This is a genomic window from Frankia sp. CcI49 (genome assembly GCF_001983215.1).
Lineage (GTDB): Bacteria > Actinomycetota > Actinomycetes > Frankiales > Frankiaceae > Parafrankia > Parafrankia irregularis.
In genome coordinates this window covers 25,851-41,378 of sequence record NZ_MOWP01000045.1, presented here as the reverse complement: position 1 = coordinate 41,378, position 15,528 = coordinate 25,851, and the positions used below count along the sequence as shown (strand labels likewise).

Sequence of the window (15,528 nt, the reverse complement as noted above, 5' to 3'; positions counted from 1 at the left end):
GTATACTCTCGATGTATAGTTCGCGCCATGAGCGTTCCGCTGACCTTGCTCGGCCTGCTCGAGCGTGAACCCAGCCATGGATACGACCTCAAGCGTGACTACGACCTGTTCTTCAGCCGTGGCAAGCCGCTGCCGTTCGGGCAGGTCTACGCCACGCTCGGCCGGCTCGCCCGAGACGGCAAGATCGTCATCGGTGAGGTCGCGGCGGGTGAGGGGCCGGAGCGAAAGCGGTACGTCATCACCGACCTCGGCGCGACCGAGGTCGACACGTGGCTGGCCCAGCCGGTGGAGCCCGAGCCCAACCTGCAGGCCGTGCTGTTCACCAAGGTCGTGCTGGCCCTGATGCTCGGCCGGCCGGCCGACGAGTACCTCGACACCCAGCGCGCCGCTCACCTGCGCCGGATGCAGGAGCTGACCGCGCTCAAACGCGGCGGCGATCTCGTCGACACCCTGCTGGCCGACCGCGGGCTGTTCCATCTGGAGGCCGACCTGCACTGGATCGACACCGCCACCGTCCGGCTGGACGCCCTGCGGGAGGCGGTGCGGCGATGAGCGCGATCGAGGCACGGGACGTCATCCTGTCGTTCGGTGCGACCCCGGCACTGCGCGGCGCGAGCCTGGCGGTGGGGCCGGGGGAGATCGTCGCCGTCATGGGCCCCAGCGGCTCCGGCAAGTCGACGCTGCTGCACTGCCTCGCCGGGATCCTCGTGCCGGAGTCGGGCGAGGTCTCCTTCGCCGGCCGTCGCGTCGACACCATGAACGAGACGGAGCGCAGCCTCCTGAGACGGGACCGGTTCGGGTTCGTGTTCCAGTTCGGACAGCTCGTGCCCGAACTGTCCGCGGAGGAGAACGTCGCGCTGGCGCTGCTGCTCGGCGGGGCGAAGCGGGCCGCCGCGCTGGCGCAGGCGCGGCCGTGGTTCGAGCGGCTCGGAATCGCCGGGCTGGAGCGGCGCCGAGCCGGTGAGCTGTCCGGCGGCCAGGCACAGCGGGTGGCGTTGGCACGGGGCCTTGTCAGCCGGCCGGAGGTGCTGTTCGCCGACGAGCCGACCGGCGCGCTCGACTCCTTCACCGGCGAACAGGTGATGGACCTGCTCGTCGGGTCCGCTCGGGAACAGGGCACGACCGTCGTGCTGGTCACCCACTCGGCCCGCGTCGCCGCGTACGCGGACCGGCAGGTCATGGTGCGCGACGGTCAGGTGAACGCGCTGGTGCCGTCATGATCCGGTTCGCGCTGCGCCTCTCGCTGGCCGGTGGGCGGGAGTCCGCCGGGCGGCTCGCCATCCTCGCCGGTGCGGTGGCGCTCGGCGTCGGCATGCTGSTGGCCACCCTCGCCGGGATGAACGCCGTCCAGGCGCAGAACCTGCGTTACGGCTGGCTCAACACGGCGATCGCGCCGGACTCCACCCAGGGTTCGGGTGACGGGCTGTGGTGGCTGCTGCGCGAGGACTACTACCACGGCGAATCCATCGGCCGGATCGATGTCGCCTCCCTCGGGCCGGGCGTCCCCGTCCCGCCAGGCATCCCGCGGCTGCCCGCGGACGGTGAGTTCTACGTGTCACCCGCTCTCTCCGAGCTGCTGCGCACCGCGCCGCCTGGGGAGCTGGGCGACCGCTTCCCTGGGCGTGAGGCCGGTGTCCTCGGCCCGGCCGCGCTCCCGTCGCCCGACTCGCTGATCATTATCATCGGGCGTGACCCCGCCACGCTGGAGCGGCTCGGCGGGCAGCGGGTCAACCAGATCTCGACGGCCGACCCGGGTGCCTGTGACGGCTGCGTGGTCGGGTTCAACCCCGATGCCCTGACGCTGGTGCTGTCCGTGGTCGCGGTGGCGCTGCTTTTCCCGGTGCTGATGTTCGTCGGGACGGCGACGCGGCTCGGCGCCGCCCGGCGGGAGCAGCGGTTCGCGGCGATGCGGCTGCTCGGGGCGACCCCACGGCAGGTCTCGGTGTTCTCGGCTGTCGAGTCGACCGTCGCGGCCGGTGCCGGCACGGTAGCCGGATTCGCGCTGTTCTTCGCGAGCCGGCCAGGCCTCGCCGCGATCCCGTTCACCGGCGACCGGTTCTATCCCGGCGACCTCTCGCTTGGGCTCGCCGACGTGCTCGCGGTCGCGTTCGGCCTTCCGCTGGGGGCCGCGCTCGCGGCCTGGTTGGCGCTGCGTCGGGTGCGGGTCTCGCCGCTGGGCGTTCGCCAGCGGGTCACGCCGAATCGGCCGAGCGCATGGCGTCTGCTGCCGCTGGCAGTCGGACTCGCCGAGCTGACCTTCTTCATCGGCCGCCGGCCGCAGACATCGGACGAACAGATCCTCGCGTACCTGACGGGGATATTTCTGATCATGGTCGGTCTGGTGTCGGCCGGACCATGGATAATCATGGTCGTCGCGCGGCTGCTGGCCGGGCGGGCGAGGCGGCCGGCCACGCTGATCGCCGGGCGCCGGCTGGCGGACGACCCGCACGCGGGCTTCCGGTCGGTCAGTGGGCTCGTGGTGGCGCTGTTCGTGAGCACCGTCGCCACCGGTGCGATCACCACCTACGTCGTGAACCGTGGCCAGCCCCCTGACAACTCGATTGCCACGACCTCGCTGTCCAAGGTGTTCTGGCCGGAGGAAGGCCCCGCGCCGGCCGCCGACCAGGTCTCAGCCGGCCTCGGCCTCGCGGCGATCCCCGGCGTGCGCAGCGTGACGCTCGTGCGCCAGGACCCGTCGGGCTACCGCGGCCTGATCACCTGCGCCGAGCTGGATCGACTGGAGGTGTTCGGTAGCTGCCCGGCGGGTGTGCAGGTCGCGAGCGTCCACCCGGACCTCGTCGGGCCGATGGCCTTCTCGCTCACCACATCGGTCGTCTGGGATGCCGCCGACGTCCCGCCCGCAGCGGTCGACGAGCGGCCCGTCCTGTCCGTGGTCGTGGACACGACCACCCGATCAGCGTTCGAGCGAGCCCGCACGGTGCTGATCAACGCGTTCCCGGCGGGACGCTTCCCGGCCAGCGTCGGCGAGTGGGAGGCCGGTTCGGCGCGCCAGCTGACCCGGTTCCAGCGACTGGCGGACGTCGTCGTCGTGTGCAGTCTCCCGATCGCCGGATGCGGCCTGGCAGTGAGCGTGGTGGCCGGGCTCAGCGACCGGCGACGGCCGTTCAGCCTGCTCCGGCTCACCGGGGTCCAACTCGCGACGTTGCGCCGGGTCATCGTCCTCGAGACGGTGGTACCGCTGCTGGCCGTCGCCGTGGTCGCCATCGGGATGGGGCTCCTGGCAGCGCACCTGTTCCTACGAGCACAACTCGAGTACACCCTGCTCGCCCCACCCGTCTCGTACTACCTGACGGTGACCGGTGGCCTTGCGCTGTCGCTGGCGATCGTCGCGTCCACGCTGCCGTTGCTACGCCGGATCACCGGCCCCGAATCGGCGCGGAACGAATAGCCGCGCAGGCCGCCGCGAGAGTGCGGTCGTAGTCGGGCGCGCACTGAGGACGAGTCCTTCACTCTCGCGGTCACCCGTGTAGTTGTCCCGTCAGTGGCCGAATCGTGAGACGTCCTGGTATCCGCACGCCTGGTGACAACTTCTCTCCGTGAAACTACGGCGACACAATGTATTCGTGTCAGGGCCCGCATTCCGTCGGGCCCATGCACCTGAGCGGGTTTCAGGCTGACGCCGTATCCACGGAGCTCGGCCGGCCGGAGGTCGGCACGTCGCCCGATGCCGGGTCGACGACGTGCAGAAGGTAGTCGACGCCGGTGCTGAAGTCGGTCGAGCGCCCCCGGATGGCAAGGGCGTGTTCGCCCGGTGACAGCGGGGGCAGCTGGACCCACAGGCCGCAGCCGTAGCCCTGGAAGGTTCCGGCCTCGCGGGTCACCGGGTTGTCCGCCGCACCTTCGTAGCTGATCGGCGTCGCGGGTATGGCGCTGGCCTGCACGGGGGTGCCGTCGAGGTCGGCACTGCCCTGCGCGTCCGCCATCAGCGCGTCGCAGTCGGTGGGCTCGTCGCTGGTCAGGTTCACGAGCGGGACGGCCAGCGGCCGGCCGGCGGGCAGGGTGCAGTCGCGGGTGGTGTACCCACCGAACGTGCCGGCCAGGAACCAGACGTCCGCCGGCTGCCCGACGGCGCAGGCGTGGCCGTCGGGATCCTCGACCGGGTTGTCGTCCCCGATCGCCGATGCCGCCCAGGTCCACCATCGCCCCTGCAGCTCCGCGGGTGGGAGGCCTTCGGCTGGCACCGGCCGCTCCGTCGGCGCCGAGGCGGTGGCCGCGCCCCCGGCGGATCGTTCGCTGTCATCGCCGCGGTCGTCGTTCTCGGCGGCGCAGCCCGTGGCGAGCAGGAGCGCCAGCATCGCGACGCCACCGGGCGTCGTCCGCGGGCGGCGGTGGCCGACGCGATCGACGCGATCGACGCCATGGCCATTCGCGCCGCGGTGCCGAATTCCTGTCCGGATCAAGGGATCTCCCTGGTGAGGCGACCGGTCGAAACGTGAAGCCGGCCAGTATCCCGTCCCGGATGTCCGGGCTGTTCCCCAGGTGTGGGTGGTGCGGTGGTCAGAGGCGGGTGGCGGCGCGGACCAGTCCGGCCAGGGCTCGGGAGCGGCTGTGCGGCGGCCACGCGATCACCGTCGTCACCGGCGGTGCATCCAGCACGGGGACGGCGGTGATGTCGGGGCGAAGGCTGACGCGGCAGGACTCCGGCAGGACGGTGCAGGTCCGGCCGAGCGCGATCAGCTGGTACAGCTGCGTGTGGTCCCGAACCTGCGGGCCGGGGCCGTCGGGGTAGGTGCCGTCACGGCCCGGCCAGCGAGGCATCGGCAGGCCGGGCAGCGCGGCGACGTCGGCCATCCGCAGGTTGGCCCGGCCGGTGAGGAAATGCCCGGCGGGCAGGAGCGCGACCTGACCTTCCGTGCACAGCTCCTCGGTGTCGAACCCGACCGTCGAGTCGTACGGCCGGTGCAGCAGCGCCACGTCGGCCCGCCCGTCGCGAAGCAGCCGTTCCTGCTCGGCGATCCCGCAGAGGATCACGTCGACGGTGGCCGCGCCTGGTTCGGCGGCGTACGCGTCGAGCAGCTTCGCCAGCAGCTCACCGGACGCGCCGGCCTTCGTGACGAGCACCAGGTCGGCCTGGCCGGTTCCGGTGAGCGCGGCGCGGCGGGTCCGGCGGTCCGCGGCGTCGACCGCGTCGAGGGCGGCCCGGCCCTCCCGCAGCAGCACCGCCCCGGCCTCGGTCAGCGTGACACTGCGGCTGTTGCGTTCCAACAGCGTCACCCCGAGGCGGCGCTCCAGCTGGCTGATCGCCCGCGACAGCGGCGGCTGCGTGATCCCGAGGCGTTGCGCGGCCCGCCCGAAATGCAGCTCCTCGGCGAGGGCGATGAAGTAACGCAGCTCCCGCGTCTCCATGAGCTGACGGTACCGCCACCGATTGCCGGATCGATGCCGCTGAGGTATCGCTGCCCACCCAGACGGTGTTGGAGGTCCCGCCGACGCGCCCCGAGGATCGACCCATGAGCGAACGAAACGAACGGAACGAGCAGCCCGGACGGACGACTGCGCTGGTCACCGGCGCGAACAAGGGCATCGGCTACGAGATCGCGGCCGGCCTGGGCGCGCTCGGCTGGAGCGTCGGCGTCGGCGCCCGGGACGCCGGGCGCAGGGAGGCCGCCGTGGAGAAGCTGCGCGCGGCCGGCTTCGACGTCTTCGGCGTGCCGCTCGACGTGACCGACGACGGGAGCGTCGCCGCCGCCGCGGCACTCGTCGAGGAACGCGCCGGACGCCTCGACGTCCTCGTCAACAACGCCGGGGTGACCGGCGGAATGCCGCAGCAGCCCACCATGGTCGACCCCGCGGCCGTGCGGACGGTCGTGGAGACGAACGTGATCGGAGTCATCCGAGTCACCAACGCGATGCTGCCGCTGCTGCGCCGCTCGGCGTCGCCGCGGATCGTGAACATGTCCAGCGGCGTCGGATCCATCACCCGGCAGAGCGAATCCGCCGACGTGAGCGTGACCGGCCCGATCTCCGCCGCGTACTCGCCGTCGAAGACGTTCCTCAACGCCGTCACCGTCCAGTACGCCAAGGAGCTGCGTGACACCAACATCCTGATCAACGCGGTCTGCCCCGGCTACACCGCGACCGACCTCAACGGCTTCCGCGGCATCCGCACCCCCGAACAGGGCGCGGCGATCGCGATCCGGCTCGCGATGATCCCCGACGACGGCCCGTCCGGCGGCTTCTTCGAGGACGCCGGAGTCGTGCCCTGGTGACAGCCACCGAGCGGTGCGGATCGCCCTGGGCGTGAGGCCACGCGAGGGAGTTGTCCGTTCCGGTGCGGGGCGCGGTCAACCCGGGCTACGTCCATCGGACTCCTTATGTGTGAGGAGGGGTGATGGACGATGAGTTGCACCGCGAGTTCCGGGAGTATTTCGCGGCACGGCTGCCGGGCCTGCTGCGGCTGGCATACCTGATGACCGGCGATGTGGTCGAGGCGGAGGACCTGACGCAGACGGCGCTGGCCGGCACCTTCGTCGCCTGGCGGCGGGTTCGCGCGAGCGATTCCCCGGATGCCTATGTGCGTCGCGTTCTTGTGAACGCGCAGCGGCGGCGTTTCCGGCGGCGCCGGGTGCCCGAGACGCTGGTGTCCGCCGTGCCAGACCAGGCGGCGGGCGTTGCCGGTGGTGAGATGTCGGCGGTTGAGGATCGGGCGGATCTGGCGCGGGCGCTTTCCGCGTTGCCGGCCCGGCAGCGCGCTGTGGTCGTACTGCGGTACTGCGAGGACCTGCCGGAGGCGCGGGTCGCGCAGATCCTCGGTTGTTCGGTGGGGTCGGTGAAGACGCACGCCTCGCGCGGGCTGGCCCGCCTGCGTGCGGATCCGTCGCTGGTGACGGCTGTGCGACCGCTGCCGGTGGCCGCTGAGCGCGGCCTCTCGGCACCCGGCCCGGCAGCCAACCCGGCGGCAGCCGGCTCCGCGGAACCCGCGGCCGTGGAGCCTGCGGGGTCCGTGCCGTCTGGTGCGGAGCCGTCTGGTGTGCCTCGGGGCGAGGCGCGACTGGTGGTGGGGGCCGGGGGCGGGGACGTCCCCCTGCCGTTGCCCGTATCCGGATCGATGGAACGTGACGAGGTGTGGGGAGGTCCGGCATGACCACCGATGAGCAGATCGCGCAACACCTTCGGGATATGGCGAAGTCGGTTTCCGTCCGTTCCTCGGCGGATCTGTGGGCCGGGGCGCGGAGCAGGGAGCCGCGGGAGCGCCTGCGGCGCACCGCCCGGTGGGTGGCGCCGGCCGTCGCGCTGGCCGTCGCTGCTACCGGGATCGCCACTGGAGTGCTGCTGTCCGGCGGCGAGGGGCGGGCCTCCCTCACACCCGCGGATCTTCCGCCGGGACCGGCAACCATTCAGCTGCATCCGCTGACCTTCACCCCAGCCGAAACCACGCGACTCGTCTCCTCCTGCAGGCGTGGATATTCGTCAGTCGAGGGGATGCCGGAGCCCGCGTTCGACAAGCTGAAGGTGTGGGCGGCGGTGCGGGACGATGACGGGGCGTCCGTGGTGCTGTGGGACGGGCCGGTCTTCCTCGACTGTGACCTTCCGGTGGACGCGGCCGGCCAGCTCGCCTACGACAGGGCTGTAATGAGCGATCTGGACTCGGGGGAGCCGTCCCCGCTGTCCGGAAATGCCGATCTCAGCCTGGTGGGCGGCGGTGGTAACGCGATCGATGACGGCAGCGAGGCCGCATCGGAGCCCGGCGGCGGGGACGTGGTCTCGATTTACGTCGCCCAGGCATCCGACCAGGTGGCCCGGGTCACGGCGACTGTCGCCGCCGGCGTGGTCGAGGTGCCGGTCCAGGACGGCAGGGTTGTCGTCAGGACTGTTCAGAAAGGCCCGTGGCCTGGCGCCGGGATGTCGGAGCAGGAATTTGTTGATTACATGTACGCGCATCGGGACGATTTTGAGAAATGGGCGCTGTCCGGTATCCCGGCCATCAGGGCCTACGGCCGGGACGGGAAGCAGCTGACTCTCATCGATATACCGGGATTCATGAAGGCTGAGGCGACGGCGTGGGCGTCGGCGAATCCGGATTCTCAGCAGGAGATGCAGGAGTATCTGGAAAGCCATCCGGAAGGGGAGGAGGTCTTCCCGCCGATGCCGACACTTCCGGGGCCGACGGAGGCGGCTGGGGAGGTGGGAGGCGCCGGATCGCCCGGGCCGGGCTGAGGCCGGCGAGGTCGAATCCGCCTGAGTGAGAGCCGCGCCCCGGCCTGACGGCATGCATCGCCTGCCGTCAGGCCGGGGTGAGCTCTTGTTGCTGTTCGGCCATGAGGCGGTGGGCGATGCGGTGGACCGCAGCCCGTACCCGTGGGTCGAGGATGGCGTGCTCGCGCCCGGTTGTGGACATCCTGGGCCTCCTGTCTGGCTGCCGGCGTCTGGCCGCTCGGCCCCGGGTGCAGGTGGGCGCAGGCGACCTTCCCCTCGCTCTCGCGATCAACGCCTTGGTTCGATCGGCTACACGCTTGTGTAGTAAGCTGCTCATGCGTATAGCGACAGCCTGGCCGCAGGGGTGATGGATGCGGGAGAGGTGGTTGAAGCGCCATGGCCGAGGGGAAAGTGGCGATCACACGAGCTACCGATGGTGATGGTGATGGTGGCGGTGACGACGGCCGCGGCCGGGCGGGTCCGGCGTTCGAGGACCTGACGGCCAGGGCGCGCATCCGGGACGCGGCCCTGCGCCTGTTCGCCGAACAGGGCTTCGAGGCCACGACCATCCGGGGTGTCGCCGAGGCGGCCGGGGTGTCCTCAGGCCTGGTGCGCCACCACTTCGGAGCGAAGGAGGCGCTGCGCGAAGCCTGCGACACCTATGCGCTGGAACGGGCGATGGCCATCAAGGAGGAGGCGGTCGTGGCCGGCCGGCTGGCCGATCCGGCGTTCATGGTCGCCGTCCATCCCACCCTGCTGCTGCTCCAGCGCTATGTGGCCCGGTCGATGGTCGACGGCTCCGCGGCGGCCGCCGGCCTGTTCGACGGCATGGTCGCCGAGACGGAGCGGTGGATCGCGACCGGCCGGCTGGCCGGGCCCGGGCCCGATGACGACGACGACCCTCGGGCCTTCGCGGCCGCGCTGGTCGCGATGCAGACCGGCCTGCTCATCCTGCACGACCACGTCTCGCGGGCGCTCGGAACCGACATGCTCGACGTCGACGGGCAGGTGCGGCTCGGCCGGGCGGTCGTCGACATCCACTCACGTTCGCTGCTCAGCGCGGAGCAGGCCGCCCAGGCGCGGGCGGCGTACGACGAGATCCAGGCCCGCCGGCCGGCGCGTGCGCGTGGCAGGGAGCCGGCGGGTGCCCCGGATGAGCAGCCGCCGCGTGCCCGGGACGGGGAGCCGGCGCGGGCGCGGAATGAGGAGCCGTCGCGGGCGCGGGACGGGGAGCACCGGCAGTGACCGCGGCGATCGAGGTGGAGCAGCTGGTCAAGGCCTTCGGTCGCACCCGTGCCCTCGACGGCCTGGACCTGACCGTGCGCACCGGTGAGGTGCACGGCTTCCTCGGCCCCAACGGCGCCGGCAAGAGCACCACGCTGCGCATCGTCCTCGGCCTGGTCCGGGCCGACGCGGGCACGGTGCGCCTGCTCGGCGGGGACGCGTGGCGGGACGCGACCGCGTTGCACCGCCGGCTGGCGTATGTGCCCGGCGACGTCACGCTGTGGCCGAACCTGTCCGGTGGCGAGGCGATCGACCTGCTCGGGCGGCTGCGCGGCGGGCTCGATCCACGGCGGCGGGCCGACCTGCTCGAACGCTTCGACCTGGACCCGCGCAAGAAGGGCCGTTCCTACTCCAAGGGGAACCGGCAGAAGGTCGCGCTGGTCGCCGCCTTCGCCTCGGACGTCGAGCTGCTCATGCTGGACGAGCCGACCTCGGGCCTCGATCCGCTGATGGAGGAGACGTTCCGCGAGCTGGTCCGGGAGGAGCAGCGGCGCGACGGGCGCACCGTCCTGCTGTCGAGCCACATCCTGGCCGAGGTGGAGGCGCTGTGTGACCGCGTCACGATCATCCGGGACGGTCGCTCGGTCGAGACCGGCACCCTCGCCGAGCTGCGCCACCTGACCCGCACGTCCGTCCGCGCCGAGCTCGCCGCCCCGGCGGACGCCCTGGACGTTCTCGGTGGTCTGCGCGGTGTCCCCGGCCTTCACAACGTGGACGTGGCCGGGAACCGGGTCAGCTTCGAGGCGGACGGCGACGCCCTCAACGCGGCGTTGCTGCGGCTCACCGCCGCCGGCGTGCGTGGCCTGGTCAGCCAGCCACCAACCCTCGAGGAGCTGTTCCTGCGGCACTACGACCGCGCAGGCGCGCAGGCCCGCTCAGGTACGCAGGACCGTTCAGGTACGCAGGGCCGCTCAGGCATGCAGGGCCGCTCAGGCATGCAGGGCCGCTCAGGCACGCGGCCATGAGCCACCTGACCGGTACCGGAACGCAGATCCGGCTGATCCTGCGCCGTGACCGGGTGCTGCTGCCGTGCTGGGTGTTCGTCCTCGGCATCCTGCCGGCCGCCCTGGCGGCGTCCTTCGCGGGCCTTTACCCGACGGCCGCCGAGCGGCAGCAGTTCGCCGCAACGAGTGCGCGAAACGGAGCCCTCATCGCGCTGTACGGTCCGCTGCGCGGCTCCAGCCTCGGTGAGCTGGTGTGCTGGCGGGCCGGATTCCTGCCGGTTGTCATCGGTCTGATCAGCGCGCTGGTCGTCATCCGGCACACCCGGGCCGAGGAGGAGGCCGGGCGCCGGGAGCTGGTCGGCGCGACCGCGGTCGGCCGGCACTCCGGCCTCGCCGCGGCGCTGGCTGTCCTGCTTGCCGCCAACCTCGTCCTCGCCGTGATCGTCACGGCCAGCCTGTCCGGCCGTGGCCTGCCCACGGGCGGATCGCTGGCCTTCGGGCTCACGCTGGCGCTCGGCGGCTGGGTCTTCGCGGCGGTCGGGGCGGTCGCCGCGCAGGTCACCACGGGTGCCGGCAGTGCTCGCGGGATCGCGTGCGCGGTCGTGGCCGCGGCCTACGCGATGCGAGTCGTCGGCGACGGTGGCGGCGTAGGCGGCGGTGGTGGTGGCGTCGGCGGTGGCCCCGGTGGCGATGGTGCCGGTTCGGCCGGGTGGGCCTGGCTCTCCTGGCTGTCGCCGATCGGTCTTCTTCAGCGGAGCTACCCGTTCGGCGCGCGGCACTGGTGGGTGTGCGTACCCGCCGTCGGGATGGTCGTCGTTCTCGTCGGGGCGGCTGTCGCGCTGTCCGCGAGGCGTGACCTCGGGGCCGGTGTGTTCCCAGATCGTCCGGGGCCGGCGCAGGCGTCGCCGTCGTTGCGTTCGCCGCTCGCCCTCGCCTGGCGGCTGCACCGGGGGCTGCTTGTCTGCTGGGTCGCCGGCTCCGCCCTGCTCGGCCTGGTGTTCGGCGGCGTCGCCGGCAGCGTCGGGGATCTGGTGGGGGACAACCCGGGGCTGCGGGACGTCTTCACCCGGCTGGGCGGCCGGTCCGGGATCATCGACGCCTACTTCGCGTCCGTGATGTCGATCACGGCGATGCTCGTCGCGGGCTACGCGATCCAGGCCGTGCTGCGACTGCGGGCCGAGGAGATCGCCGGCCGGGCGGAGCCCGTGCTGGCCACGGCCGCCGGCCGGCTGCGGTGGGCGGCGTCCCACCTGGTGTTCGCCGCGCTGGGCCCGACCGCGGCACTGCTCACCGCCGGCATCGTCACAGGGCTGGTCCACGGGCTGAGCGGTGGAGGCGTGGGCGCTGGAGGTGGCGAAGTCGGAGATGGCGATGCCGGCGTCGGTGTCGGTGGTTCGCTGTCGCACCTGGTGCGGCTCGCGGCGCCGCAGCTGCCCGCCGTCGCGGTGCTCGCGGCGATCGCGGTGATGCTGTTCGGCGTGTTCCCCCGGCTGTGGGCAGTGAGCTGGGTGGCATGGGCCGGCAGCCTGCTGATCGGCCTGTTCGGCACCGCGGCGGGGGCGAGCCACTGGCTGCTGGACGTCTCACCGTTCACCCACACCAGCCGTTCGGTCGGTGGATCGGTGCCCGTCCTGCCGCTGTCGCTGCTCACCGTTCTCGCCGCCCTGCTCGTGGTGGCCGGCCTCGCGGGGCTGCGGCGCCGCGACCTGCCGGCCGGCTGACCACCGGCGCGGTGCTCAGGGCGTCAACTGCTGCTTGAAGGGGTCGTACTCGGCCATGAGCCGCTCCAGCCGCACCTGGTCGACCCGGCTGATGACGGCGGAAGCCTCCTGGTGGTCACGGACGCACTTCGAGAGCGTGAACGTCGAGGTGACGATGTACAGCGTGCCGAGCAGGAGGAAACCACGCATCCAGGCATCGCCCGGAAGGTGCGCGATCGCATAGAGGACCGCGATCACCGAGATGCTGAAGGAAAGCGCGGCCTGGACCATGAAGCGGTCGTCGTCCGGGGCACGGGGGCCTTGGCGGTGGTCATGATCACAGTGTCGGCCCGGCCGCCCCACCCGGCTTGAGTATCCGTACTCATCTTTCCCTGACGGCCTCCCTGACGGCCCTGGCCCCGACGGCCCGCGGCTGACCGGACAGGGTGATCCATGCCAACTCCTGGTGGAAAGCGGGATCAGTCACTGTCTGCGAGACTTGTTCGGTGCGCAGGCCACCGGGTTCGGCCCGCCTCCGTGGGCCGAACGGTGTGCGCGGCGCGCTGTGGCGTTCACTCGCGGTCTTCCGCCTGGTCGCGGCGTGCTACGCGGTCGTGACGGTCGGGCGTGACCTCGGGCAGGGCACGTCCGCGGTCCCCGGTCTGCTCTGGTTCGTCGCGGTGACCCTCTGGTCGGTGGTCATGTCGTTGTTCGCGCCCGCGGCCGACCGCCGGAGGCCTCGGCTGCGCGACTACCTGGTCGCGGCGGATGTCGTGGTGTGCGTCGCGGTCCTGCTGTCGGCCGGTGCGGTGAGCCCGGCCGGGTCGCGGGATGTCCTTCCCGCCCTGTGGACGGCGAGTGGTGTGTTCAGCGCCGCGCTCGTCGGTGGAACCGTGGGAGGTGTCGCCGGCGGTGTGGTCCTGGCCGTGGCGTCCTTCGTCGCGACCGGCTCGGTGAGCCAGGCCTCGATACGTCCGGCGGTTCTCTTCGTGGTCTCGGGAGCCGTTGTCGGCTACCTCAGCCAGACCGCGTTCCGCGCCGAGTCGGCCCTGGCACGACTGCTGGCCGCGCGGGCCGGGGACGCCGAGCGGGAGCGGCTCGCCCGCGACGTCCACGACGGAGTGCTGCAGGTCCTCTCCCTGATCGCCCGCGAGGCCGAGCGAGGCCTGCCCGCCGCCGACGTCGCCAGGCTGGCCGCCGATCAGGAGACAGCGCTGCGTGACCTGCTGCGGTCGCCGGGCGCGGCCGTGCGGGTCGATCCAGAAGATCCGAAAGATCCAGAGGGCGCTGGGAGGCGGGCGGTCCGGGCGGTCCTGGCCGGCCTGCCAGGCAGGCCAGGACCTCCAGGCCGGCCAGGCGGCAGGGGCGGATCCTCGCGGCCCGATCCCGGCGAGGCGGATCTCGGGGGCCTGCTGATGGCGATCACTCGGAGGCAGCCGGCGATGGCCGCGGGCGCGGTCGGTGACCTGCCGCCGCAGGTGACGGTCTCGACTCCGGGCGTGCCGGTGCCTCTGCCGAGGAGGCATGCGGACGAGATCGTCGCGGCCGTCCGTGCTGTGCTGGACAATGTGGCCATGCACGCCGGCCCCGGGGCGTCGGCGTGGATCCTGCTTGAGGACGACGGCGGTTCGGTTGTCGTGACCGTTCGCGATGACGGGATCGGCATCGAGCCCGGGCGGGCCGAGCGGGCCGCCGCGCAGGGCCGGCTCGGGCTCGCGGTCTCCGTCCGCGGGCGGATCCGTGAGCTCGGCGGCGACGTCGCCGTCACCGGGCGCCCGGGTGAGGGGACGGAGGTCGAGCTGCGTGTCCCACGGTGATGCCGACCCGGGTGCCCGCGATGGAACCGGCGCCGACCGGGCTGGCGTGGGCGGCCGGGTGGTCGTCGTCGACGATCATCCGCTGTGGCGGGAGGCGCTGAGCCGGGATCTCACCGAAGCCGGCTTCTCGGTGGTGGGCACGGCCGGCTCCGTCGCGCAGGCGCTGCGCGTCCTGGCGGCGACCCGGCCCGAGGTCCTCGTCCTGGACCTTGGGCTGCCGGACGGTCCTGGCGTCGAGGTGATCCGCGCCCTGGTCGGCACGACGGAGGCCCCGAACGCCCTGACCGGAGCGCCGGTGTCGGTACTCGTCGTGTCCGCCTCCGGGGAACAGGCCGACGTGCTGGACGCCGTCAAGGCCGGGGCATCCGGGTACCTGCTCAAGTCAGCCCGTCCCGAGGAGCTCGTCAACGCGGTTCGCCGCACCGCGCGAGGGGCCGCCGTCTTCACCGCGGGGCTGGCCGCGCTCGTCCTCGGTGAGGCGTCCCGGGCGTCCCGGGAGCCGGGCTCGGCTGCAGGCTCGGGCTCGGCTGCCGAACCGCGACTCACCGCGCGGGAGGTCGAGGTGCTCAGGCTGGTCGCGAAGGGCCTGTCCGCCCGGGACGCGGCCCGCCAGCTGGGCGTGTCGCATCGGACGGTGCAGAACCACGTCCACAACGTGCTCGCGAAGCTTCAGCTCCGCAATCGGGTCGAGCTGACCCGGTTCGCCCTCCGCGAGGGCTACGACGACGTGCCCTGATGCGCGGCTCCACTCGGTTGTGGCGGTGACTCGGAGTCCCCGAGCCCCCGAGCCCCCGAGCGCCTGGTGGCCCGGTTTGGCGAGTCGCAGGAGTGAACGATTCTGGTCGTTGCGACGACCAGAATCCTGCTTTCTTGCGGGTCACCAAAGGCAGGTGGCGCGCTTTTTGTCCCTCTCGACCTGGAACCTGGAATGTCAGATTCCCGCGATCGTGGCCGGGGCACGTTCGGGGCGGCTGAGTGCGCGCAGGACCGCGGTGGGCCCGTGCCGGTGGGCCGCGAGGCGGGTCAGCAGCACCAGGACCGCGTCGGTGGCAGCCGTCGGCAGCTCCGGCGTCGGGACGCCCACGCTGACGGCCAGATCGTCCGAGTGCACGGCGATCTCCAGGATTCGGGTGGTCAGAAAGTCGTCAAGGGACAGCACGAACGACGCCATGCGCACGATCCGTCCGGCGGGCTCGGCCGGCAGCAGGCCGTGTAGTTCCGCGATGGCGGCTTCGACGCGAGCTGCGAGCTCGTCCGGGCCGCCCTCGGCCGTCGCCTCCCCGATCTGGCGGATGCCCACGTTGAGATCATCGTCGAGGGAAGCGCCTATCCATACCGCCTGGGTGTAGTGCTCGAGGAGGCTGGTGGGCTTCGCCTCGGGCTCATGGTCGGCGAGCAGCCGAGAAACAATGGTGACCTGCCAGGCGAGATGCCCGGCCAGCCCGCTGACGGTGAACTTCGGCAGCGCGCTGTCCGCATTCCAGCGAGTGGCGACGGCAGGAGCGCGCAGCAGCGCGGCGGCTGATGCCGCGGCGTCCAGAAAAAGCTGTCTGGTGGATGTCATGTCCCAGCATTTTGCTCAGATGCCGCCGGTGAGGCAGCCATTTCGCCCGGCGGTCGCCGGGT

The 15,528-nt window shown here is 72.1% G+C and carries 14 protein-coding genes and 1 pseudogene; 11 read left to right on the top strand and 4 right to left on the bottom strand.

Going from position 1 to position 15,528, the window contains the following annotated elements:
* Nucleotides 1–27 precede the first annotated feature (27 nt).
* From CcI49_RS36370 to CcI49_RS36360, 3 genes are read left to right on the top strand one after another with little or no spacing between them, the layout of a single operon-like run.
* Nucleotides 28–552, top strand: coding sequence for a PadR family transcriptional regulator (locus CcI49_RS36370; RefSeq protein ID WP_076834109.1), 525 nt, complete (start codon nucleotides 28–30; stop codon nucleotides 550–552).
* The gene (locus tag CcI49_RS36365) at nucleotides 549–1,220 is read left to right on the top strand and encodes an ABC transporter ATP-binding protein (RefSeq protein ID WP_076834107.1); all 672 of its coding nucleotides are present in this window, start codon (nucleotides 549–551) and stop codon (nucleotides 1,218–1,220) included. The genes CcI49_RS36370 and CcI49_RS36365 overlap by 4 nt, the downstream gene beginning before the upstream one ends.
* Nucleotides 1,217–3,409 carry an FtsX-like permease family protein gene (locus CcI49_RS36360; RefSeq protein ID WP_076834105.1) on the top strand — a complete coding sequence of 731 codons (2,193 nt, stop codon included), beginning with the start codon at nucleotides 1,217–1,219 and terminating at the stop codon, nucleotides 3,407–3,409. Before CcI49_RS36365 ends, CcI49_RS36360 begins: the two co-directional genes overlap by 4 nt.
* A 220-nt stretch (nucleotides 3,410–3,629) precedes the next feature.
* Here CcI49_RS36360 and CcI49_RS36355 read toward each other — a convergent pair whose 3' ends face one another.
* Both CcI49_RS36355 and CcI49_RS36350 read right to left on the bottom strand, forming a co-directional pair.
* Nucleotides 3,630–4,316 (bottom strand): hypothetical protein, encoded by a 687-nt coding sequence (locus CcI49_RS36355; protein WP_063793178.1) that lies wholly within the window; start codon nucleotides 4,314–4,316, stop codon nucleotides 3,630–3,632.
* Nucleotides 4,317–4,518: 202 nt separating this feature from the next.
* A complete protein-coding gene (locus CcI49_RS36350) occupies nucleotides 4,519–5,367 on the bottom strand; it encodes a LysR family transcriptional regulator (protein ID WP_054568390.1) in 849 nt (282 codons plus the stop codon).
* Between the two features lie 104 nt (nucleotides 5,368–5,471).
* Between CcI49_RS36350 and CcI49_RS36345 the strand changes: the two genes are divergently transcribed.
* From CcI49_RS36345 to CcI49_RS42885, 6 genes and pseudogenes are all read left to right on the top strand, one after another.
* Nucleotides 5,472–6,230 (top strand): SDR family oxidoreductase, encoded by a 759-nt coding sequence (locus tag CcI49_RS36345; protein ID WP_054568389.1) that lies wholly within the window; start codon nucleotides 5,472–5,474, stop codon nucleotides 6,228–6,230.
* 122 nt (nucleotides 6,231–6,352) lie between these two features.
* A pseudogene (locus tag CcI49_RS36340) lies at nucleotides 6,353–6,856 on the top strand (SigE family RNA polymerase sigma factor); the annotation flags it as partial.
* 245 nt (nucleotides 6,857–7,101) lie between these two features.
* Complete coding sequence (locus tag CcI49_RS41230) at nucleotides 7,102–8,178, top strand: hypothetical protein (RefSeq protein WP_131831282.1); 1,077 nt, start codon at nucleotides 7,102–7,104, stop codon at nucleotides 8,176–8,178.
* A 375-nt stretch (nucleotides 8,179–8,553) separates the two neighbouring features.
* Entirely contained in the window at nucleotides 8,554–9,402 is an 849-nt protein-coding gene (locus CcI49_RS36330; protein WP_076834101.1) for a TetR family transcriptional regulator, read from the top strand.
* Nucleotides 9,399–10,406 (top strand): ABC transporter ATP-binding protein, encoded by a 1,008-nt coding sequence (locus CcI49_RS36325; protein ID WP_054568385.1) that lies wholly within the window; start codon nucleotides 9,399–9,401, stop codon nucleotides 10,404–10,406. The genes CcI49_RS36330 and CcI49_RS36325 overlap by 4 nt, the downstream gene beginning before the upstream one ends.
* Complete coding sequence (locus CcI49_RS42885; RefSeq protein WP_076834099.1) at nucleotides 10,403–12,106, top strand: ABC transporter permease; 1,704 nt, start codon at nucleotides 10,403–10,405, stop codon at nucleotides 12,104–12,106. Before CcI49_RS36325 ends, CcI49_RS42885 begins: the two co-directional genes overlap by 4 nt.
* 15 nt (nucleotides 12,107–12,121) lie before the next feature.
* Here CcI49_RS42885 and CcI49_RS36315 read toward each other — a convergent pair whose 3' ends face one another.
* A complete protein-coding gene (locus CcI49_RS36315; protein WP_076834097.1) occupies nucleotides 12,122–12,376 on the bottom strand; it encodes a YiaA/YiaB family inner membrane protein in 255 nt (84 codons plus the stop codon).
* Nucleotides 12,377–12,591: 215 nt separating this feature from the next.
* Between CcI49_RS36315 and CcI49_RS36310 the strand changes: the two genes are divergently transcribed.
* Complete coding sequence (locus tag CcI49_RS36310) at nucleotides 12,592–13,902, top strand: DUF5931 domain-containing protein (protein WP_076834096.1); 1,311 nt, start codon at nucleotides 12,592–12,594, stop codon at nucleotides 13,900–13,902.
* 46 nt (nucleotides 13,903–13,948) lie between these two features.
* Nucleotides 13,949–14,638, top strand: a complete 690-nt coding sequence (locus tag CcI49_RS36305; protein WP_116437597.1) for a response regulator transcription factor — start codon at nucleotides 13,949–13,951, stop codon at nucleotides 14,636–14,638.
* A 195-nt stretch (nucleotides 14,639–14,833) separates the two neighbouring features.
* Here CcI49_RS36305 and CcI49_RS36300 read toward each other — a convergent pair whose 3' ends face one another.
* Nucleotides 14,834–15,466, bottom strand: a complete 633-nt coding sequence (locus CcI49_RS36300; protein ID WP_054568381.1) for a maleylpyruvate isomerase N-terminal domain-containing protein — start codon at nucleotides 15,464–15,466, stop codon at nucleotides 14,834–14,836.
* Nucleotides 15,467–15,528 lie beyond the last annotated feature (62 nt).